This window comes from Nitratireductor lacus, assembly GCF_056431025.1.
The window spans coordinates 80,199-101,332 of the sequence record NZ_JBWKMB010000001.1 but is presented as its reverse complement, the minus strand read 5'-3'; the positions used below and the strand labels follow the sequence as shown (position 1 = coordinate 101,332).

General features: G+C 60.1%; 21 protein-coding genes. 13 read left to right on the top strand and 8 right to left on the bottom strand.

Annotation, left to right across the window (positions count from 1 at the left end; translation table 11 throughout):
- Positions 1-108: 108 nt before the first annotated feature.
- Positions 109-1,920 (bottom strand): sodium:solute symporter family protein, encoded by a 1,812-nt coding sequence (locus tag AC07E3_RS00500; RefSeq protein WP_336071541.1) that lies wholly within the window; start codon positions 1,918-1,920, stop codon positions 109-111.
- Positions 1,921-1,932: 12 nt separating this feature from the next.
- Positions 1,933-2,202: a DUF4212 domain-containing protein gene (locus AC07E3_RS00495; RefSeq protein WP_065815265.1), complete on the bottom strand. Its 270-nt coding sequence runs from the start codon at positions 2,200-2,202 to the stop codon at positions 1,933-1,935.
- Positions 2,203-2,358: 156 nt separating this feature from the next.
- Between AC07E3_RS00495 and AC07E3_RS00490 the strand changes: the two genes are divergently transcribed.
- Positions 2,359-3,021, top strand: a complete 663-nt coding sequence (locus AC07E3_RS00490) for a hypothetical protein (protein WP_336071540.1) — start codon at positions 2,359-2,361, stop codon at positions 3,019-3,021.
- Between the two features lie 54 nt (positions 3,022-3,075).
- Here the strand turns inward: AC07E3_RS00490 and glnA are convergent, their stop codons facing one another.
- Together glnA and AC07E3_RS00480 are read right to left on the bottom strand one after the other, a co-directional pair.
- Positions 3,076-4,485 (bottom strand): type I glutamate--ammonia ligase, encoded by a 1,410-nt coding sequence (gene glnA, locus AC07E3_RS00485; protein WP_007009551.1) that lies wholly within the window; start codon positions 4,483-4,485, stop codon positions 3,076-3,078.
- 73 nt (positions 4,486-4,558) lie between these two features.
- Positions 4,559-4,897: a P-II family nitrogen regulator gene (locus tag AC07E3_RS00480; RefSeq protein WP_007009552.1), complete on the bottom strand. Its 339-nt coding sequence runs from the start codon at positions 4,895-4,897 to the stop codon at positions 4,559-4,561.
- Positions 4,898-5,176: 279 nt separating this feature from the next.
- Between AC07E3_RS00480 and AC07E3_RS00475 the strand changes: the two genes are divergently transcribed.
- Positions 5,177-6,682 carry an NAD(P)H-hydrate dehydratase gene (locus AC07E3_RS00475; protein ID WP_478359996.1) on the top strand — a complete coding sequence of 502 codons (1,506 nt, stop codon included), beginning with the start codon at positions 5,177-5,179 and terminating at the stop codon, positions 6,680-6,682.
- A 154-nt stretch (positions 6,683-6,836) separates the two neighbouring features.
- On the opposite strand, the gene lexA is transcribed toward AC07E3_RS00475, so the two are convergent.
- Positions 6,837-7,556, bottom strand: coding sequence for a transcriptional repressor LexA (gene lexA / locus AC07E3_RS00470; RefSeq protein WP_007009554.1), 720 nt, complete (start codon positions 7,554-7,556; stop codon positions 6,837-6,839).
- A gap of 99 nt (positions 7,557-7,655) precedes the next feature.
- Positions 7,656-8,288, bottom strand: a complete 633-nt coding sequence (locus AC07E3_RS00465) for a MarC family protein (RefSeq protein ID WP_336071538.1) — start codon at positions 8,286-8,288, stop codon at positions 7,656-7,658.
- Positions 8,289-8,519: 231 nt separating this feature from the next.
- Between AC07E3_RS00465 and gyrA the strand changes: the two genes are divergently transcribed.
- Positions 8,520-11,309, top strand: a complete 2,790-nt coding sequence (gyrA, locus tag AC07E3_RS00460) for a DNA gyrase subunit A (RefSeq protein ID WP_478359995.1) — start codon at positions 8,520-8,522, stop codon at positions 11,307-11,309.
- 25 nt (positions 11,310-11,334) lie between these two features.
- Here gyrA and AC07E3_RS00455 read toward each other — a convergent pair whose 3' ends face one another.
- Positions 11,335-11,469 (bottom strand): hypothetical protein, encoded by a 135-nt coding sequence (locus tag AC07E3_RS00455; protein WP_255606232.1) that lies wholly within the window; start codon positions 11,467-11,469, stop codon positions 11,335-11,337.
- Between the two features lie 216 nt (positions 11,470-11,685).
- Here AC07E3_RS00455 and coaD point away from each other — a divergent pair, with 216 nt between their 5' ends.
- The 9 genes from coaD (at position 11,686) to AC07E3_RS00410 (ending at position 19,642) form a co-directional block, all read left to right on the top strand.
- Positions 11,686-12,186, top strand: coding sequence for a pantetheine-phosphate adenylyltransferase (gene coaD / locus AC07E3_RS00450; protein WP_478359994.1), 501 nt, complete (start codon positions 11,686-11,688; stop codon positions 12,184-12,186).
- A gap of 18 nt (positions 12,187-12,204) precedes the next feature.
- The gene (locus AC07E3_RS00445) at positions 12,205-12,795 is read left to right on the top strand and encodes a peptidylprolyl isomerase (RefSeq protein ID WP_478359993.1); all 591 of its coding nucleotides are present in this window, start codon (positions 12,205-12,207) and stop codon (positions 12,793-12,795) included.
- Between the two features lie 27 nt (positions 12,796-12,822).
- Positions 12,823-13,299, top strand: coding sequence for a peptidylprolyl isomerase (locus AC07E3_RS00440; protein WP_007009560.1), 477 nt, complete (start codon positions 12,823-12,825; stop codon positions 13,297-13,299).
- A gap of 55 nt (positions 13,300-13,354) precedes the next feature.
- Positions 13,355-14,431 (top strand): tRNA preQ1(34) S-adenosylmethionine ribosyltransferase-isomerase QueA, encoded by a 1,077-nt coding sequence (queA, locus tag AC07E3_RS00435; protein ID WP_336071642.1) that lies wholly within the window; start codon positions 13,355-13,357, stop codon positions 14,429-14,431.
- Positions 14,428-15,558: a tRNA guanosine(34) transglycosylase Tgt gene (gene tgt / locus AC07E3_RS00430; protein WP_336071530.1), complete on the top strand. Its 1,131-nt coding sequence runs from the start codon at positions 14,428-14,430 to the stop codon at positions 15,556-15,558. The genes queA and tgt overlap by 4 nt, the downstream gene beginning before the upstream one ends.
- 151 nt (positions 15,559-15,709) lie before the next feature.
- Positions 15,710-17,119 carry a circularly permuted type 2 ATP-grasp protein gene (locus tag AC07E3_RS00425; protein ID WP_478359992.1) on the top strand — a complete coding sequence of 470 codons (1,410 nt, stop codon included), beginning with the start codon at positions 15,710-15,712 and terminating at the stop codon, positions 17,117-17,119.
- Between the two features lie 11 nt (positions 17,120-17,130).
- Complete coding sequence (locus AC07E3_RS00420; RefSeq protein ID WP_478359991.1) at positions 17,131-18,072, top strand: alpha-E domain-containing protein; 942 nt, start codon at positions 17,131-17,133, stop codon at positions 18,070-18,072.
- A 10-nt stretch (positions 18,073-18,082) separates the two neighbouring features.
- Positions 18,083-18,877, top strand: a complete 795-nt coding sequence (locus AC07E3_RS00415) for a transglutaminase family protein (protein ID WP_336071527.1) — start codon at positions 18,083-18,085, stop codon at positions 18,875-18,877.
- 36 nt (positions 18,878-18,913) lie between these two features.
- Positions 18,914-19,642, top strand: coding sequence for a proteasome-type protease (locus AC07E3_RS00410; protein WP_336071526.1), 729 nt, complete (start codon positions 18,914-18,916; stop codon positions 19,640-19,642).
- 33 nt (positions 19,643-19,675) lie between these two features.
- Here AC07E3_RS00410 and AC07E3_RS00405 read toward each other — a convergent pair whose 3' ends face one another.
- Positions 19,676-20,092 (bottom strand): DUF4864 domain-containing protein, encoded by a 417-nt coding sequence (locus tag AC07E3_RS00405; RefSeq protein WP_478359990.1) that lies wholly within the window; start codon positions 20,090-20,092, stop codon positions 19,676-19,678.
- A 206-nt stretch (positions 20,093-20,298) separates the two neighbouring features.
- Between AC07E3_RS00405 and AC07E3_RS00400 the strand changes: the two genes are divergently transcribed.
- The gene (locus tag AC07E3_RS00400) at positions 20,299-21,075 is read left to right on the top strand and encodes a DeoR/GlpR family DNA-binding transcription regulator (RefSeq protein WP_065815407.1); all 777 of its coding nucleotides are present in this window, start codon (positions 20,299-20,301) and stop codon (positions 21,073-21,075) included.
- Positions 21,076-21,134 lie beyond the last annotated feature (59 nt).

Here is a 21,134-nt window from a genome sequence, read left to right as displayed (position 1 = left end):
TAGAGCATCGGACCGAAAAGCGGAATCCGGTTTTCGGGTTATCCCGATGCTCCGTCACTCGTTTGGATCGCCGTGCGTCCAGATGGATGCACGGCGATCTGGCACGGATCAGTGCTTGGCAGACAGAATGGCCGGGCCTGTCGGCACGCGGGTTTCTTCCACCATGCGCTGGATTTCTTCGTCGGGGGCGGGCGTCAGCAGGGTAACGACCACCATCGAGACCAGGCTAACGGCCATGCCCACTATGCCAAAGCGGAGATGGTCGATGCCGAACCATGGCGTTCCTCCGGTGTAGACATAGTAGAGATAGAGGCTGCCTGCGGTGAAACCCGCTGCCATACCGGCAACCGCGCCGGCCCGGTTGGCCCGTTTCCACCAAACACCGAGGGCGAGCGGGAAAAACAGACCTGAGCAGGCGAAGCAGAATGCCCAGGCCACCGCACCCAGAATGCCCGTAAGCTGGAGAGACGCGATCAACGCGCCCAGCGCACCGATGCCGACGAGCAGAATGCGCGCGACAATCAACCGAATGGCCGTGTCAGCCTTTGGATCGATGATCTTGTAATAGAGATCGTGGCTGAGGGCGTTTGCGATGGCCAGGAGAAGGCCGTCCGCAGTGGACATGGCTGCTGCCATGCCGCCGGCTGCAACGAGACCGGAAATCACGTAGGGCAGGCCCGCGATTTCAGGGGTGGCCAGAACGACGATGTCCGGCCGCATGAAGAACTCGTTGAGCTGCAGGATGCCGTCACCATTCTGGTCCGCGATGGCGAGGAAGCCAACGCTTGCCCAGTTCTGGATCCATGCCAGTGAAGCCACTTCCTCGAACGGTTTACCGATGATTGCTGTCGGCAGATTCGGATCGAGAAGCTGCAGCTTGGTGAGCGTGGCGAGGGCCGGGGCTGTGAAGTAAAGCAGGAAGATGAACAGCAGCGACCATGCGACCGACTTGCGCGCCGAACGAACGGTCGGCGTCGTGAAGTAGCGCATCAGGATGTGGGGCAGGGAAGCCGTGCCGCACATCATGCACAGAGCAAGCGTGATGAACTTCCACTCTGCATAGTCACCCACCGGGCCGGTATGCGGCGTGGTGAGCACCGAAAGGCCGGCAATGGCTTCCGCTGGCGGATTCAGGCCGTATTGTGCCTCGAAATTCGCCATGTTTGCGGCCGCTTCGCCATAGGTGAAATGCGGGATGATGCCGAAGCCCTGCGCATTCGACATCCAGATGACCGGCACGAGATAGGCGATGATCAGCACGATGTACTGAGCCACCTGGGTCCAGGTGACGGCGCGCATGCCGCCCAGCATGGAGCAGAGCAGAATGCCCAGCAGCCCGAACCAGACGCCGTAGGAGAATGGAATGTGCAGGGCGCGCGCGGCGATGGTGCCGGTTGCGTTGATCTGCGCCGTCACATAGGTGAACGAAGCAACGACCAGAACGATCACGGCGCACAGGCGCGCAAGATTGCCGCCGTAGCGCGTGCCGATGAAGTCGGGCACCGTATAGCAGCCGAATTTGCGCAGATAGGGCGCCATCAGCGAATTGACGAGCACATAGCCACCCGTCCAGCCGACGATGAAGGCCATGTAGCCGTAGCCGCCGAAATAGACGCCGCCTGCAAGGGCAACGAAGGATGCGCCCGACATCCAGTCGGCCGCGGTTGCCATGCCGTTGTAGACGGCCGGCACCTGCCGTCCCGCCACATAATAGGCATCGACCTCCATGGTCCGCGACAGCCAGCCGATGATGGCATAGATCGCGATGGTGAAGGCGACGAACAGAATGCCGATCGTGTCGGCGCCGACGCCAAGCTGTTCCAGAACCGCCATCAAGAGGATGAAGGCAAGGAAGCCGCCGGTATAGATTGCATACACCCGGCCGATATTGTCGATGAACCGTCCCTGTATCAAAGCCATGCCGGTTCCTCCCTATTCTTCTTCGCCGAAGCCGAATTCGTCGTCGATGGCATCTTGGCGCCAGTTCTGCACCCAGATGATGACGACAAAGGCGATGAGCGAACCCTGGGCGATCATGTAGTAGCCGAAGGGAAAGCCAAGAAACGTGAATTGATTGAGTGTCGAAACCATTGCTGGAACGACAAGTGCGAAGAACGCCCACAGGGCCAGAACCACGATTGTCAGGTTCCTGGTCTTGGCCCAGTAACGATCCCTCACATCATCTGCGTTATTAGCGGACATGGTGTCCTCCTCCCTAAGAACGTCAGCGACGAAAGTCGTTAACTGCCGCCATTGCGGTTCTACTGAATAGGAATCACAATGGCATGTCTCAAGCATTGGGCATCTTCTGATCAATGGAAATCGAGACATTGGTCGTATGACGGGAGGACGTGTCTTATGGGTGTTGCCTGGTCCAGGGGAATGGCATTCCTGCGCGAAGCGGCTGGGCGTCTCAGTTTGCGGCGAGACAATAGCGTAATCGACGATATCCCGTCCCTGTGCAGTTTCGTTGCGACACGCTCTTCATTCGTGGCTCAGAAGAAGCTTTACGGATATCTGAAAGCCCGCATGGGCACACGCTATCCGTCCATGTTCGAAGACGACGTGTTCATCGGTTCCATCAACATTGCCAAGCTCCACGTTTTCGCGGCCTGCCTGTCTGACCTTACCGTTCACACCGTTGCAAAAGTTGGGGCCGAAGGTGCACTGAGCCAGAGCGAGGCCAGCGCACTCGCCCTTCATTGCCATGCAGAGGGGCTGGCCCAAAACGCCGAGGCGCTGCCTGATGCGCAAATCGTGGAAGACTGGCGGGAACGTTTTCACGATCGCATTGCCGATCTGCACTGGCAGAATGCGGCAACCAGTGGCGACTGTTTTTCGGAAAGTCCAAAGGCGCTGTTCAAATGGGCGCCGATTGCCGATGAACTGAAACGCTTCGACCGGGAGATTGTCGAAAACTCGATCCGTTTCGCCTTTGGCGAGGTGACGCGCGCATTTCGGGAGCGTGCGGACCTTTCCGCTCTGGCGCGGGACTGGCAAAGCCGCAGCACCAGAGGCTGAAACAAAAAAGGGCCCCGTCCGAAGACGGAGCCCTGATCACCCCAACAGATGCGATCAAACGGAGTAGTACATCTCGAACTCGACCGGGTGCGGCGTCATTTCGTAGCGCAGCACTTCCGCCATTTTCAGCTCGATATAGGCATCGATCTGATCGTCGTCGAACACGCCGCCTGCCTTCAGGAAGCCGCGATCCTTGTCGAGGCTCATGAGCGCTTCGCGCAGCGAGCCACAGACGGTCGGCACCTTTTTCAGCTCCTTCGGCGGCAGGTCATAGAGATCCTTGTCCATGGCCTGGCCGGGATGGATCTTGTTCTTGATGCCGTCAAGGCCTGCCATCAGCATGGCGGCAAAGGCGAGGTAGGGGTTCGCGCCCGGATCGGGGAAGCGAACCTCGACACGCTTGGCTTTCGGCGAGGAGCCGAACGGGATGCGGCATGAAGCGGAGCGGTTGCGGGCCGAATATGCAAGCAGAACCGGTGCTTCGAAGCCCGGAACCAGGCGCTTGTAGGAGTTGGTGATCGGGTTGGTGAAGGCGTTGATCGCCTTGGCGTGCTTGATGATGCCGCCGATATAGTAGAGGCAGTTCTCCGACAGGCCGGCATATTCATTGCCGGCGAAGGTCGGCTTGCCTTCCTTCCAGATCGACTGGTGCACATGCATGCCCGAACCGTTGTCACCATAGACGGGCTTTGGCATGAAGGTTGCGGTCTTGCCGTAGGCGTTGGCCACCTGGTGGACACCGTATTTGAACTTCTGGACACTGTCGGCGCTCTTCAGAAGCGTCTCGAACTTGATGCCCAGCTCATGCTGTGCCGCACCGACCTCGTGGTGGTGCTTTTCAACGATCACACCCATTTCGGTCAGGACCGTCAGCATTTCGGAACGCATGTCCTGTGCCGAATCGATCGGCGGAACCGGGAAGTAGCCGCCCTTGACACGCGGACGGTGGCCCAGATTGCCCGTTTCATAGTCCGCATCGTCATTGGTGGGAAGCTCGCTGGAATCAAGCTTGAAGCCGGTGTTGTACGGATCGGCCTTGTACTTCACGTCATCGAAGATGAAGAACTCCGGCTCGGGGCCGACATAAACCGTGTCGCCAATGCCCTCGGACTTGAGGAAGGCTTCCGCCTTCTTTGCCGTGCCGCGCGGGTCGCGGTTATAGGCCTCACCGGAGATCGGATCGAGAATGTCGCAGAAAATCGCCATCGTCGACTGGGCGAAGAACGGGTCCATGTGAGCCGTGTCGGGCTCGGGCATGAGCACCATGTCGGACTCGTTGATGGCTTTCCAGCCGGCAATGGACGAGCCGTCGAACATGACGCCGTCGGCGAACATGTCCTCATCCACGGCGGAGACATCCATGGTGACGTGCTGCAGCTTGCCTTTGGGATCGGTGAAGCGCAGATCGACAAACTTCACGTCGTTTTCCTTGATCTGCTTCATGATGTCTTGTGCAGTGGTCATATTCGCCTTCCTATTTGCGATGGTCTTGCCTGATGATCCCGGAGGTCTTCCGGGAAAGAGAATGGTTTGGGGATCAAACAGCGTCGGCGCCGGTCTCGCCGGTGCGGATGCGGATGACTTCTTCCACATTTGTCACGAAAATCTTGCCGTCGCCGATACGCCCGGTCTGGGCGGCCTTGCGGATCGCCTCGATCGCGGCGTCCACGGTCTCGTCCGGGAGCACGACTTCGATTTTCACCTTCGGGAGAAAATCGACGACATATTCGGCCCCGCGATAAAGCTCGGTATGCCCCTTCTGGCGACCGAAACCCTTGGCCTCGATCACGGTTATGCCCTGAAGGCCGATCTCTTGAAGGGCTTCCTTCACTTCGTCGAGCTTGAACGGTTTGATGATCGCTTCGACCTTTTTCATGCCTCAGTGGCCTCCAAATGAGTTCAGGAACGGTGATCCCGCGCCCCTTGTTGCTCCGGTTCGGTTGAAGCACGAAACATGCCAACTCGTGCTGGAGCCTTGCATGAAGCGTGCCAGTCGCTGCATTCTGTATCCACACGGGCGAAATCGCGTGGATCGGTCGGGCAGTGACATGTCAGGCGAGGCCTCCGGATCGTACCAAGGGAACCGTGCGGTGTGTTGCGCAGTTTGCGACTTGCCTAAAAAATATGCAATGCGCCGAAGAAAGCGGCAAGGTCGATGGGTTTGGAAATTCTGACACCTGAAGAAATGGGCAGCGTGGACCGCAATGCGATCGCTGCCGGGCCTCTCGACGGCTATGGCCTGATGCAGAACGCGGGTGCGGTGGTGGCGGCTGCGATCCTGGAACGTTTCGCCGTGGCGGAGGGGTTTCTGGTTCTCTGCGGCCCGGGCAACAACGGTGGCGATGGCTATGTCGTTGCCCGCCTGCTTGCGGAGCGGGGTGTCCAGGTCCGGCTGTTTGCCGAAACCGAACCGGCGGCGGGCAGCGATGCTGCCAGGGCGCGCAGGGATTGCCCTGTTGAACCGAAGCCATTTTCGGAGTTCGAACCCGTTGAGCGATGGCTTGTGGTGGATGCGCTGTTCGGCGCTGGTCTGTCGAAGCCTGTCGAAGGGCGCGAGGCTGCAATCATAGAACGGGTGCGCACCAGCGGGCTCCCCGTGGTGTCGATCGATTTGCCGTCCGGCGTTTCCGGGCTTACCGGGAAGCCGCTTGGTACTGCGTTCCAGGCGGATATGACCGTGACCTTCTTCCGCAAGAAGCCGGGGCACGTGCTCGTGCCCGGCCGACAGATGTGCGGTGTGCTTCTTGTCGCGGATATCGGCATAGCCGAAACAACGCTGGATCGAGCCGAATGCAACACATGGGAGAACCGACCCGCGCTGTGGCGGGCGACCTTTCCGGAGATCGGCATCAGCGCCCACAAATATTCGCGCGGGCATGTGGCCGTCATATCCGGTGGCGCCACGTCTACGGGAGCAGCGCGTCTTGCAGCGCGCGGTGCTGCGCGGGCGGGGGCGGGCGCCGTGACCGTGCTTTCACCCGCCAACGCGCTCTCCGTCAACGCTATGCATCTGACCTCGATCATGCTGCGCAGGGCCGATACGGCGGACGAACTGGAGGCGTTCATCCGTGACCGCGCGCCTTCCGGTGCAGTGCTGGGGCCAGGGGCAGGAACAGGCGAGCGGACGCGAGGTTTTGCGCGCAGCCTTCTCGATCAGGTGGACGATGTGGGCGGGCTGGTTTTCGATGCGGATGCAATCACCGCCTTTCGCGGCGATCCGGAGACGCTTTTCGCCATGATCAAGGCCTCCGCCGCGCAGGTCGTTCTGACACCCCACGAAGGCGAGTTCGGCCGCCTGTTTGCAGGTCTTGAAGATGCGCCGGAGGTCTCGAAAGTGGAGCGGGCCCGGGAGGCAGCCATGCGATCCGGTGCGATAATCGTGCTCAAGGGACCGGATACGGTGGTTGCGGCGCCCGACGGGCGGGCAGCCATCAATGTGAACGCAACGCAGCACCTGGCGACAGCCGGCTCAGGCGATGTCCTGTCCGGGATCGTGGCTGGTCTGATGGCGCAGAGGATGCCGGCGTTTGAAGCAGCCTGCGCGGGTGTCTGGCTTCATGCGGAGGCCGGCGGAGTGTTCGGCCGCGGGCTTATCGCCGAGGATCTGCCCGAGATGCTGCCCCGGGTTCTGCGGTCTCAGTTCCCGGAACATGTCCGCTGAAAGGTCGAAGCGAGCGGGACGTACCGGCGGGGAGAAACGAAAGGGGTGTACCCGGCTGTGGAAGAAAAGTGGGGGGCTACACAGACGGCTCGACCCGCCGTCGCCGCGTTGGAGGATTTTGCAGTCAGGTTTTTCCACCTGACTGCAACATACTTCAGTAACGGCGCATCAATCCAACCAGACGTCCCTGAACCTTGACCCTGTCAGGGCCAAAAATCCGCGTTTCATAGGCCGGGTTTGCAGCTTCAAGGGCAATCGACGCGCCTTTGCGGCGAAAGCGTTTCAGGGTTGCTTCTTCCTGATCCACCAGCGCGACCACGATCTCGCCCGGATTGGCGGTCTGGGTTTCGCGGATGATGACGGTATCGCCATCGAAGATCCCCGCCTCGATCATGGAATCGCCCCTGACCTCCAGCGCGTAATGATCGCCGCCGCTCAGCATGTCCGGGGGGACGGCGATGGAATGCGTCTGGTGCTGAATGGCATCAATAGGGACGCCTGCAGCAATGCGGCCCATCACCGGCACGGAAACGACGCCGGCAAGACCGTCATCATTGCTGGCAGCCGGTTTTGGCTGGGGCGAGGGGGCTTTGCCGAGGCTGCCTTCAATGACGCTGGGCGAGAATTTTCGTGCGCCGGGGTTCAGGCCGGGAGCAATCGAATCGGGAAGGCGCAGAACTTCCAGGGCACGGGCCCGATTGGGAAGCCTGCGAATGAAGCCACGCTCCTCGAGGGCGGTGATCAACCGATGAATGCCGGATTTCGAGGCAAGGTCCAGCGCTTCCTTCATTTCATCGAAGGAGGGCGGGATTCCTGTTTCCTTCAGCCGCTCGTGGATGAACAGGAGAAGTTCGTGCTGCTTGCGGGTCAGCATGGGCGCCACCGAGAATCAGTTAAAAACAAAACCAGAACATACTCTATATGTTCCAGTTGTGTTCCGCAACTCCCGGCATTTGTGCGCGGTTTACCGGGGCTACGGCGCCGCAAACAGCGCCTTGGCGCCGTCGGCGACGAACTGCACGGCGAGGGCAGCCAGTATAACGCCGAGAAGGCGCGTCAGGATCGAGCGTCCCGTCTCGCCAAGAAACCGGTCGACGCGCTCGGCGAGCGTGAAGACGGCGTAGGTGATGATGATCGTTGTGGCCAGTATTGCCAGCAGTGCCGCGCTTCCGGCCAGGCCGCTAAAGGAGCCTGAGAGAAGAACGGTGGCCGAAATCGCGCCAGGGCCGGCTATCAAGGGGATCGCCAGCGGAAAGGCGGCGATGTTTCGGATCATGTCGCGGGTGATGGCGCGCTCGGCGCTCTTCTCATGGCGTTCCTGGCGGCGCTCGAAGATCATTTCGAAGGCGATGAAAAAGAGAAGCAGGCCGCCCGCCACGCGGAAAGCGGGAAGTGTGATCCCGAACACGGAGAGTATGGCGCTGCCGGCCACGCCGAAGAGAGCGAGGACCGCGAAGCCGATGATCGCCGCCCGAACGGCGACCTGGTTGCGCTCTGACCGGTTCATGCCCACCGTCAGGGCGAGAAAGAGCGGGGCGAGGCCTGGTGGGTCCACGGTCACGAGCAGTGTGACAAAGGCATTGAATGCGGTCTCGTAGCCTGGCATGAGGTCCTCCCTTGCAACTGTCTAGCCCAGTCGGGAGGCTTCGGAAAAGACCCGATTGTGTCCCCTGGCGGGCGGTCTGCGGCAATTTGTCAGTGAAATCATTCACAGACCTTCCATATGCATCTGAAATCGCGTTGGATTTCCCCGGCTTCAATCGCTGCTTCGATTGGAGAATCAACGGCGCTTCATATATAAGAAGTCAGTGATTCCTTATTTTGTGTGTGACACGATTTGACTGACCAGACGACGCCGACCGGACCGGGCGAGCCCGACGACATCGAGCCGATTTCCATTATCGAGGAGATGCAGCGCTCCTATCTCGACTACGCGATGAGCGTGATCGTGAGCCGCGCTCTTCCGGATGCGCGCGACGGGTTGAAGCCGGTGCACCGGCGCATTCTCTACGCCTCGCACGAGAGCGGCTATCACTGGAACCGCAAATATGTGAAATCGGCGCGCCCGGTCGCCGACGTGATGGGTAAATACCACCCCCATGGCGACGCGGCGATTTATGACGCGCTGGTGCGCATGGCGCAGGACTGGTCCATGCGCCTGCCGCTTATCGACGGTCAGGGCAATTTCGGCTCCATCGACGGCGATCCGCCGGCGGCCATGCGCTACACCGAGTCGCGGCTCACCAAAGGCGCTCACGAGCTTCTGGAAGACATCGACAAGGAAACGGTCGATTTCCAGGACACGTATGACGGCTCCTCCAGCGAGCCCAAGGTGCTTCCCGCACGCTATCCGAACCTCCTGGTCAATGGTTCCGGCGGTATCGCGGTCGGCATGGCGACCAATATTCCTCCGCATAATCTGTCGGAAGTCATCAATGGCTGTGTGGCCATGATCGACAATCCGGCGATCAGCCTGCCCGAGCTGCAGGAACTGATCCCGGGGCCCGATTTCCCGACCGGCGGTCTCATCCTCGGGCGGTCCGGCATCCGCAGCGCCTACGAGACAGGCCGCGGCTCGATCATGATGCGCGGCAGGGTGGCCATCGAGCCCGCCCGCAACGACCGTGAAGCCATCATCATCACGGAGATCCCCTATCAGGTCAACAAGGCCTCGATGATCGAAAAGATGGCCGAACTGGTGCGCGACAAGCGCATCGAGGGCATCTCCGACATCCGCGACGAAAGCGACCGACAGGGCTATCGCGTCGTGGTCGAGCTGAAGCGCGACGCCGTCGCCGATGTCGTATTGAACCAGCTTTATCGCTTCACGCCGCTGCAGACGTCCTTTGGCGCAAACATGGTCGCGCTCAACGGCGGCAAGCCGGAGCAGATGAACCTGCTCGATCTTCTGAAGGCTTTTGTCCACTTCCGCGAGGAGGTCGTCAGCCGGCGCACGAAATATCTCCTGCGCAAGGCGCGCGACCGCGCGCATGTGCTGGTCGGTCTCGCCATCGCGGTAGCCAATATCGACGAGGTGATCAAGCTTATCCGCCATGCGCCCGACCCGCAGACGGCGCGCGAACAACTGATGGAGCGCCGCTGGCCGGCGGAGGATGTCGAAGCCCTCATTCTCCTGATCGATGACCCACGCCACCGCATCAACGATGATGGCACCTATAATCTGTCGGAAGAGCAGGCGCGTGCGATCCTCGAACTGCGCCTGCAGCGTCTGACGGCGCTCGGGCGCGATGAAATCGCCGACGAATTGAACCAGATTGGCGCGGAAATCAGCGATTATCTGGAAATCCTGTCGTCGCGGGCGCGTATTCAACAGATCGTCAAGGACGAGCTCATCGCCGTGCGCGACGAGTTCGGCACACCGCGTCGCTCCGAGATCACCGAAGGTGGTGCGGACTTGGATGACGAAGACCTGATCCAGCGTGAGGAAATGGTCGTCACCGTCACGCGCAAGGGCTATATCAAGCGCGTGCCGCTCTCCATCTATCGGGCGCAGGCGCGCGGCGGCAAGGGCCGTTCGGGCATGTCGACCAAGGACGAGGATTTCGTCACGCGGCTGTTTGTGGCCAACACGCACACGCCTATTCTGTTCTTCTCCTCACGCGGCATCGTCTACAAGGAAAAGGTCTGGCGCCTGCCGGTTGGCACGCCGCAATCCGTTGGCAAGTTCCTGCGCAACATGCTGCCGCTCGAGGAGGGCGAGAGCATTACGACGATCATGCCGCTGCCGGAGGACGAGGAGAGCTGGGGCGCACTCGACGTCATGTTCGCCACCACGCGTGGTACGGTGCGCCGCAACAAATTGTCCGATTTCGTCCAGGTCAACCGCAATGGCAAGATCGCCATGAAGCTGGATGATCCGAGTGACGAGATTCTCGGAGTTTACACCTGTACGGAAGACGACGACGTGCTTCTGACCGCAGCATCGGGCCAGTGCATCCGCTTCTGCGTCACGGACGTGCGCGTCTTTGCCGGTCGCAATTCGATCGGCGTGCGCGGCATCAATCTCGCCGAAGGCGACCGTGTGATTTCCATGGCGATCCTCTCGCATGTCGAGGCAAGTCCGGCCGCGCGCGCCGCCTATCTCAAGCAGGCTGCAGCGGAGCGCAGGCAGGCAAGCGGCGAAGATGAAGACATCGCCCTGACCAATGAGGATCTCGGCGAAGAGGAAAACCTGACACCTGAACGCTACGAGGAGCTCAAGGCGCGCGAGCAGATGGTGCTGACCGTCAGCGAATTCGGCTACGGCAAACGTTCTTCAAGCTATGATTTCCGGGTCACCGGCCGTGGCGGCAAAGGCATTCGTGCGACAGATGTCGCCAAGACCGATGAGATCGGTCCTTTGATTGCGGCGTTCCCGGTGGAGCAGGATGATCAGATCATGCTGGTTTCGAACGCGGGCCAGGTCATTCGTGTTCCGGTCGACGGTATCCGCATCGCCAGCCGCGCGACAAAGGGCGTGACGATCTTCAACACGGCCAAGGGCGAGAAAGTGGTTTCGGTCGAGCGCATTTCCGACACGCAGACCGAAGAGGAAGAGATCGCCACCGCCGATGACGTCGTAAACGGAGAGGTGGGCGACGAGAACGGGAATGGCGCTGCCGAGTGATCGGCGCGCGCCCTCCGATTCCGGTTTAACGGAAGCGGCGGTTCGCAGAGTTGCGAACGCGGTTCTCGAGTTTGACACGTCCGGCTTCTTCGTGGAGGCCAATAACGGTGGCAATCAGCATTGCGACGGTCATTGCGGCGGCTAGCGTAAAGATCAGCATGGCTTCACTCCTTTGGTCTGTTAACGAGGAGAGACGCCATTTGGTTTCATACCCCGGACCGGCGCCCCTTCAGCCATTGGTGTTCTGACTACCCGATCAGGTTCGAACCGGTGTTGAACGGACTGTTCATGTGCGGTTCATCTTTTCGCCGCCATTGCTGCGAAGAGGTGCGATTGCTGAATTGCCTTCATCCGGCAACACGGATACAAGCACGCCATGACCGAACGAACAGCATTTTATGCAGGATCCTTCGATCCCCTGACGAACGGCCATCTCGATGTGCTCAAGGGCGCGCTGACGGTGGCTGACAGGGTGGTTGTCGGCATCGGTGTTCACCCAGGCAAGAAGCCTCTTTTCAGCTATGAGGAGCGCGTCGCGCTGATCCAGAAATCTGCCATGGTCGAGCTGGGTGGTGACGCCCGGCGCATTGAGGTTGTGGCATTCGACAAGCTGGTGATCGATGCCGCACGCAGACATGGCTCCTCGATCATGATCCGCGGTCTGCGTGATGGCACGGATCTCGACTACGAGATGCAGATGGCCGGCATGAACGAAACCATGGCGCCCGACCTGCAGACGGTTTTTCTGCCCGCCAGCCCATCCGTGCGCACCATTACCGCCACACTTGTACGTCAGATCGCTTCCATGGGCGGAGACATCGCGCCATTCGTGCCTTCCGCTGTTCTGGAAGCGCTCGAAGCCAAGTTCCCCGCCTGAAACCAAAAGGAGAGTTTCATGCAGCTTCGCAAGCTAGCCTCGTCCGCGCTCGTGGCCGGCGCCCTTGTGGCTTCTCTCGGTATGGCTTCGGCCGCCGAACCTGAAAACACTTTGATCCTCACGCTCAGGAACGGTGAAGTGACCATCGGGCTGCGGCCGGATCTTGCGCCCAGGCATGTGGAGCAGGTCAAGGCCCTCGTCGAAGAGGGCGCTTATGACAATGTCGCTTTCCATCGTGTGATCGACGGGTTCATGGCGCAGACCGGTGACGTCCAGTATGGCGATGTGGAAGATGGCTTCGATGCGCGTCTTGTCGGCACCGGTGGCTCCGAAAAGCCCGATTTGCCGGCGGAATTCTCCGACGCCGCGTTTGCGCGCGGAACCGTGGGCATGGCCCGTTCGCAGGATCCGAACTCTGCCAATTCCCAGTTTTTCATCATGTTCGCGCCTGCCGAACACCTGAATGGACAATACACGGTGATCGGCGAAGTCGAATCGGGCATGGAACTGGTTGACGCGATCAAGAAGGGTGACGCCGCGCAGAACGGCATGGTGCAGAATCCCGACAAGATTCTCGATGCGCGCATGGCGAGTGACGACGCGAACTAACCGCGTCGACGAAAGAAAGGTATAAGAATGGCTGATATCAAGGATCCGGAAAACACCATCGTCATGGAGACGACCAAGGGCAAGGTCGTTATCCAGTTGTTTCCGGACATTGCTCCCGAGCATGTGAAGCGCGTCAAGGAACTTGCGCGCGACAAGTTCTACGATGGCATCGTGTTCCACCGCGTGATCGACGGATTCATGGCGCAGACGGGTGACCCGACGGGTACCGGTATGGGCGGTTCCGACAAGCCGGATCTGAAGGCCGAGTTCTCCAACATGGCCCATGAGCGCGGCACATGCTCGATGGCCCGTTCGCAGAACCCGAACTCGGCCAACTCCCAGTTCTTCATCTGCTTCGACAAGGCGCCGTGGCTCGACCGTCAGTACTCGGTCTGGGGCCAGGTGACCGAAGGCATGGACTGCATCGACAGGATCAAGCGCGGCGAGCCTGTCTCGGAGCCGGATTCCATCATTTCCATGCGGGTTGCGGCTGACGCTGCCTGAGTTTTCGATGCCGGGCGGCAGAGCGCCGCCCGGTCTTTTTGCCGGCCGGTTTGCGATGCGTGTAGACATCTTCGATTTTGAGCTGCCGGAGGAACGGATTGCGCTCAGACCGGTCAGTCCGCGCGATTCTGCTCGGCTTTTGACGATCCACGGCGAGAAAATCCGTGACCATGTGGTGCGTGAGCTGCCCCAGCTTCTGCAGCCCGGCGACGCGCTGGTCTTCAACGACACAAAGGTTATCCCCGCCCGCCTTGGCGGCATTCGCCGGCGCGGTGAGGCGCAGGCGCGCATTGAGGCGACGCTGCACATGCGCGAGGGGCCGGACCGCTGGCGCGCTTTCCTGAAGCCGGCGAAGCGCGTGAATGTGGGCGAGCGCATTCAGTTCGGCCATGATGGCGAAAGCTGTTTCCTTGGCACGCTTGAGGCGACCGTCGCGGAAAAGGGCGAGGGCGGGGAAGCGCTGCTCGTTTTCGATTTTTCGGGGCCCTTCCTCGATGAAGCCATCGCTGCGGCCGGCCATATGCCGCTACCGCCCTATATCGCCGGGAAACGCGCCGAGGATGCGCGCGACGAGGTCGACTATCAGACGATCTATGCCCGTGAAGAGGGCGCCGTCGCGGCGCCGACCGCCGGGCTGCATTTCACACCGGAACTGATGCAGGCGCTGGATGCGGCCGGTATCGAGCGGCATTTTGTGACGCTCCATGTGGGGGCGGGCACCTTTCTGCCGGTCAAGGTCGACGACACGGACGACCACAGGATGCATTCCGAACGCGGCGAGGTGAGCGCCGAGACGGCAGAAGCGCTGAACGCGGTCAGAGCGCGCGGCGGACGCATCGTCTCGGTGGGCACCACCTCGCTGCGGCTATTGGAGAGCGCTTCGCAACGGACCGGAGAACTGGAAGCATGGTCCGGTGCGACGGATATTTTCATCACGCCCGGCTATCGCTTTCGCACGGTCGACGTGCTGATGACCAATTTTCACCTGCCGCGCTCGACACTTTTCATGCTCGTTTCGGCCTTTAGCGGCACGGAAACGATGAAACGCGCCTATCAGCATGCGATCGGCAATGAGTACCGTTTCTATTCCTATGGCGATGCCAGTCTGCTTTTCAGGGACGATCAATCGTGAGTGAGCGGTTTACCTTCCGCCTTCTGGCAACGGACGGCGATGCCCGTCGCGGCGAGATTTCCATGCCGCGCGGCACCATCCGCACACCGGCCTTCATGCCGGTGGGAACGGCAGGCACAGTCAAGGCCATGTATATGGATCAGGTGCGCGATCTCGGCGCCGACATCATTCTTGGCAACACCTATCACCTGATGCTGCGGCCGGGCGCGGAACGGGTGGCGCGGCTTGGCGGTCTGCATGAATTTGCACGCTGGCCCTATCCGATCCTGACGGATTCAGGCGGGTTTCAGGTCATGTCGCTGGCGGACCTGCGCAAAATCACCGAAAAAGGCGTAACCTTCCGGTCTCATGTGGATGGCCAGGTGTTCGAGATGCCGCCTGAGCGCTCCATAGAGATACAGGGACTGCTCGGTTCCGACATCCAGATGCAGCTCGACGAGTGTGTTGCACTGCCGGCGGAAGAATCCGAAATCGAACGGGCGATGGAACTCTCGCTGCGTTGGGCGGAGCGCTGCAGGACCGCGTTCGGCGACCAGCCCGGCAAGGCGATGTTCGGCATCGTGCAGGGTGGAGACAAGCCGCATCTGCGCGAGCGCTCGGCCAGAGCGCTGGCCGCGATGGACCTGAAGGGCTATGCTGTTGGCGGACTGGCCGTCGGTGAGCCGCAGGCCGTCATGCTCGACATGCTCGAAGCCACGTGCCCGGTGCTGCCCGGTGAAAAGCCCCGCTACCTGATGGGTGTCGGCACACCGGACGACATCCTGAAATCGGTCGCGCGCGGGATCGATATGTTCGATTGCGTGATGCCGACACGCGCAGGCCGGCACGGTCTTGCCTATACGCGACGCGGCAAGATCAACCTGAAGAATGCCCGACACGCCGAGGACATGCGCCCGCTGGACGAGGAGAGCGACTGTCCAGCCGCACGGGATTATTCCCGCGCCTATCTTCATCATCTCGTGAAGGCGGGCGAATCCCTGGCCGGCATGTTGCTGACCTGGAACAACCTCGCCTACTACCAGTCGCTCATGCAGGACATTCGCGACGCCATTGAAGCAGGGCGGTTTCAGCAACGCTCTTCCGAAATCAGTGCGGCGTGGGAAGAAGGCGATCTGCCGCCCCTCTGATGGAGGGTGCTCATAATTTTGGCAGAGCAGTGCGCATCCGGCTCAAAGATTGGGCATGGAAGCCGGCAATCTTCCCGATTTCCCGCAACCTATAGAAACAACTTGCTTTTTTGAGGCATCCCCGCTGAAATGCTCTTGAGAGGAGCATTTCTTGACGCACTTTGACGAGATGCGCCTGGGGGGCCAGGCCCGAGATCCTTACGAAGATTACCAGAGCTGGTTCGACCGGCAGGACCCGAAACGCCTGAAGCAGAAGGCGGACGATGCGGAGCGGGTTTTCCGTAGAACCGGCATCACTTTCGCAGTTTATGGCGACCAGGAAGCAGCCGAGCGGCTCATCCCCTTCGACATTGTACCGCGCATTATCTCCGGCAAGGAATGGCGCCGTCTCGTACAGGGTATCGAGCAGCGTGTCCAGGCGCTCAACGCCTTTCTGGAGGATATCTACCACCGGCAGGAAATTCTGCGTGCCGGGCGCATCCCCAAGGAGATCATATCCAACAACGAGGCGTTTCTGCCCGAAATGATCGGTGTGCGGCCGCCTGGCGGCGTCTACACGCACATTACCGGTGTCGATATCGTGCGCACCGGCGAGAATGATTTTTTCGTCCTGGAGGACAATGCGCGCACGCCTTCCGGTGTCTCCTACATGCTGGAGAACCGCGAAACCATGATGCAGCTCTTTCCGGAGCTCTTTCAGCAGGTGAAGGTGCTGCCGGTGGAGAATTATCCGCAGCTTCTGCGCGAATCCCTAGCGAGTGTGAAGCCCGAGCATTGCGATGGCAAACCGACAATCGCCATTCTCACACCCGGCAGTTTTAACTCGGCATATTTCGAGCACGCCTTCCTGGCCGACCAGATGGGCGTCGAACTGGTGGAAGGATCGGATCTTCGCGTGGTGGACGGGCATGTGGCGATGCGGACGACCCAAGGCTACCAACGCATTGACGTCCTTTATCGCCGGATCGATGACGATTATCTGGATCCGCTGACCTTTCGGCCCGATTCCGTCCTCGGCGTACCGGGCATCATGGATGTCTATCGTGCCGGCAAGATTACCATCGCCAACGCCCCGGGGACGGGAATTTCCGACGACAAGGCGATTTACTCCTACATGCCTGAGATCGTCGAGTTCTACACCGGCCGCAAGGCGATCCTGCAGAACGTGCCGACCTGGCGCTGTTCCGAGCCTGACAGTCTCGCTTATGTGCTGGAGCATCTCGATGAGCTTGTCGTGAAGGAGGTTCATGGTTCGGGTGGCTATGGCATGCTGGTGGGGCCTGCCGCTTCCAAGAAGGAGAGGGCGGCTTTTGCGAAGAAGCTGAAAGCCAGACCGAAGAACTATATCGCCCAGCCGACGCTTTCGCTTTCCACCTGTCCGATCCTCACCAGCAAGGGGCTTGCGCCACGGCACGTGGACCTTCGTCCTTTCGTGCTTGTGTCAGATCGTGTCCGTATCGTGCCGGGCGGTCTGACGCGTGTCGCATTGAAGAAGGGATCTCTTGTGGTCAACTCCTCCCAGGGTGGCGGCACGAAAGACACCTGGGTTCTCGATGATTAGGGCGCTCTGACATGCTTCTTGGTCGCTCCGCGAACGGACTCTTCTGGATGGCGCGCTACATCGAACGCGCGGAGAACATGGCGCGCCTGGTCGATACCGGTCTTAGACTGGCGCTGACCCAGACCAGCGCTTCGTCGGACGAATGGGCTTCGGTTCTCACCAGCGCCGGCGTGCGTGATCTGTTCGAAGAGGAGAACGACGCGTTCGATACGGCGACGGTGACGAATTTTCTGCTGCGGGATACCGGCAATCCCTCCAGCGTCCTGTCTTCCATAGACACCGCACGGATGAACGCGCGCATGGTGAGGACCGCGCTCACGCGCGAGACCTGGGAGAGCGTGAACGAGGCGTGGATGTCGATGCACCGCATGCTGAAGAGGCGTGTGGACGAACAGGACCTTCCAGCCGTTCTCGACGCTGTAAAACGCGAAACGGCGCTTATCCGCGGCGCGTTTCAGGGCACCATGCTGCGCAACGAGATTTTCGATTTTGCCCAGATCGGCACTTTGATCGAGCGAGCCGACAACACGGCGCGCATACTGGACGTGAAATACTACGTGCTTCTGCCGTCGGCGGCATGGGTGGGCTCGCCGCTCGACAATATCCAGTGGCAGACGATTTTGCGCTCGGTGTCGGCACTTCGTTCATACCGCTGGACCCATGAAGGGGACTTCAATCCCGCCAATATCGCCGACTATCTCATCCTCAACCGGCGAATGCCGCGTTCGCTGGCCTTTTGTTATCGGGGCATTCGGGATTCCCTGGACTATCTGGCCGATGAATACGGTGTGCGGCAGAATTGCAACGAAATGGCAGATGTCAGAGTCGAAAAGCTGAAGACTGCGGCCGTCTCGGATATATTCGACGAAGGCCTGCACGAGTTCCTGAGCGATTTTATCCGCGACAATACAGCGCTGGGCAATCAGATCGCCACAGATTTTCGCTTTCACTGAGGGCATTCAGATGCGCCTGAAAATCAAGCACCGCACGGAGTATCGCTATGATGCTCCTCTCTCATACGCCCTTCAGCGTCTGCGCCTCTTTCCGCAAAGCGGTCCGACGCAGGACGTGGTGGAGTGGTCGCTGAAGACCGAGGGCGCTACGCAGGAAGCGCAGTTTGTCGACGGTTTCGGAAATGACACGCGTCTTGTGAGCATTGATGGCGAGCCGCATACAATCGTGATCGAGGCGTCCGGCGTGGTCGAAACGCGCGACACGGCTGGCGTGACAGGCAAGCACCAGGGGCTTGCGCCGCTTTGGCTTTTTCAGCAGCAGACGCCGCTTTGCACTGCCGGGCGCGGCATTTCGGCCCTGCTACGCGGCATCGACGGTGAAACGGATGTGGAGCGCCTCCACAGCCTCATGAGCGAAGTGCGGGATCGCGTGGCCTACAGGATCGGGACGACCGATGCCGGAACATCGGCCGAGACCGCCTTGGAGAATGGGGAGGGCGTGTGTCAGGATCACGCTCATATCTTTCTCACTGGAGCGCGTATGATGGGCTTTCCCGCGCGCTATGTAAGCGGCTATCTGCGTATGGATGACAGGGACGAACAGGTAGCAAGCCATGCCTGGGCCGAGACACATCTTGAAGGGCTGGGCTGGGTGGCCTTTGATTGCTCCAACGGCATCTCGGCCGATGATCGCTATGTTCGGGTTGCGACAGGCCGGGACTATCGTGATGCGATGCCGGTGATGGGGATCAGGATCGGACAGGCGCAGGAAGAGCTTGCGGTTCAGATCACGGTCGAGCAGTAATCTTCTGGAACGAATCTGAATGAGGTACCGGTCCGGATGACCTATTGCGTCGGGCTGAAAACGCAGCATGGCCTGGTGTTCATGTCCGACACGCGGACGAACGCCGGCGTCGACAACATTTCCACCTTTCGGAAGATGCACTGCTGGCACAAACCGGACGACCGCGTTCTGGTGCTGCTTTCAGCGGGCAATCTGGCGACCACGCAGGCGGTGGTCAGCTTGCTGGACGAACGGACCAAGGCGCCCGACGAGCGCACGCCTTCCATGCTCGAAACTCCGTCCATGTATCAGGCGGCACGTCTGGTGGGGGATACCGTCAAGGAAGTCATCCGCCAGTCCGCGCCGGCAGGCCAAAGCGCAGACGCATTCGGTGCCTCTTTTATTCTGGGTGGCCAGATTCGCGGCATGGAACCGCGTCTCTTCCTGATTTACCCGGAAGGGAATTTCATCGAGGTCAGCGCCGACACGCCCTTTTTCCAGATCGGCGAGACGAAATACGGAAAACCCATTCTGGTTCGTGCCTTCGACCCGGCCATGAAGCTGGAAGAGACGGTGAAGCTCCTGCTTGTGTCGTTCGATTCGACGCTCAAATCCAACCTCTCCGTCGGTCTGCCGCTCGACCTTCTCTTCTACGAGAACGACACATTCCGCATCGGCTATGAAAAGCGCATCGAGGCAGATGACCCGTATCTGCGGGAAATCTCCGAGGGATGGTCGGATGCCTTGAAGACGGCATTCAAAAGTCTCCCGGACTTTACGCGCTGAGATCCGTGGCGGGCCGGCTCGCCGCTTCGCTCATCAGATCGCAAGAGCGTCTGCCTCCTTCAGGCCCACGCCTGTGATCCGATAAGTGCCGTCGGTCTGCCGCTCAAGGGTATAGACCGCTTCATAGCTTCTGCCGTTCGGACCTGTGGTCAGCACGCGCTGAATGACCGTCGATGCGTTCGGCTCGGCCGCCTTTCCGAATGCGTAGTTGCGCGGGCGGTAGACGGGCTGATAGCCGCGCGTCACCATCGCCATGAAGCGATCGAGCGTCGGGAAGAGCGCCTTGATGTTGGGCGCGGCATAGGAATAGGCCCGTTCATTGTCTCCGGCCAGAAAGGCTTCGATCTGGTTCCTGATGGACGACTGCGCTGCGCGAATTTCCGTCTCGCCGGCAAAAGCGAAAACAGGCGTTAGCAACGTCAGCGCGATGGTCGGTAGCAGGTTTCTCATGGTGCGTTCCTCTCTTTCCGCGTATGCGCGGCTTTCTCCCGAAGCCGGTTTTGCATTTTAGTCTGTTTTTGGGAGCCACGAGACATGACCGGAAATGGTTTCGGCGGCGATTGCCGGTGTGCGTTCGCCGCACTGCTCGCCGCAGAGTGCGCTTGCTCTGTGTTCGTTTTTGTCCTTATATGACCAAAACGAACATAGAGACGACAATGAACCCTTCATTCCTGACGCCGCGACTCTCGGAGATCCTTGAACAGGCAAAGGAGCATGGCCGTGTTCTGGTGGATGACCTTGCCGAGCATTTCAGCGTGACGCCGCAAACGATACGGCGTGATCTCAACGAGCTCTGCGACCGGCGCCTGCTGACGCGCATCCATGGGGGCGCACTGCTGCCCTCCGGTATCGAGAACATGGAGTATGAAGCGCGGCGCAAGATTGCTCTGGATGAAAAGCGGGCGATCGGTCAGGCGGCTGCGCGGCTCATTCCCGACAGGGCGTCGCTTTTCGTCAATATCGGCACCACCACCGAAGCCGTGAGCGATGCGCTTCTCGATCATGAAGGGCTCATGGTGATCACGAATAATATCAATGTTGCCAATAGGATGCGTGTTTATCCTTCACTCGAAGTCATTATCGCCGGTGGCGTTGTCCGCGGGTCCGATGGCGGCGTTGTCGGCGAGGCCGCCGTCGACTTCATCCGGCAGTTCAAGGTGGACTATGCGGTGATCGGCGTCTCATCCATCGACCCGGATGGCGCGCTTTACGATTTCGATTTCCGCGAGGTGAAAGTGGCGCAGGCGATCATTGCCAATGCAAGGCATGTGATCCTGGTGTCCGATTCGACCAAGTTCGAGCGCGGCGCGCCCGTGCGCATCGGCCATTTATCGCAGGTCGACACATTCATCACCGACCGCTGTCCACTTCCGGCGATGCGGGCCTTGTGCGAGGAGGCGGGTGTGCGGCTTATCGAGACCGGATCCCAATAATTTCTTCATTTTCGTTTGACATTCATTCTGCTTTCGAAATAATTCTTTTGTCTCCATTG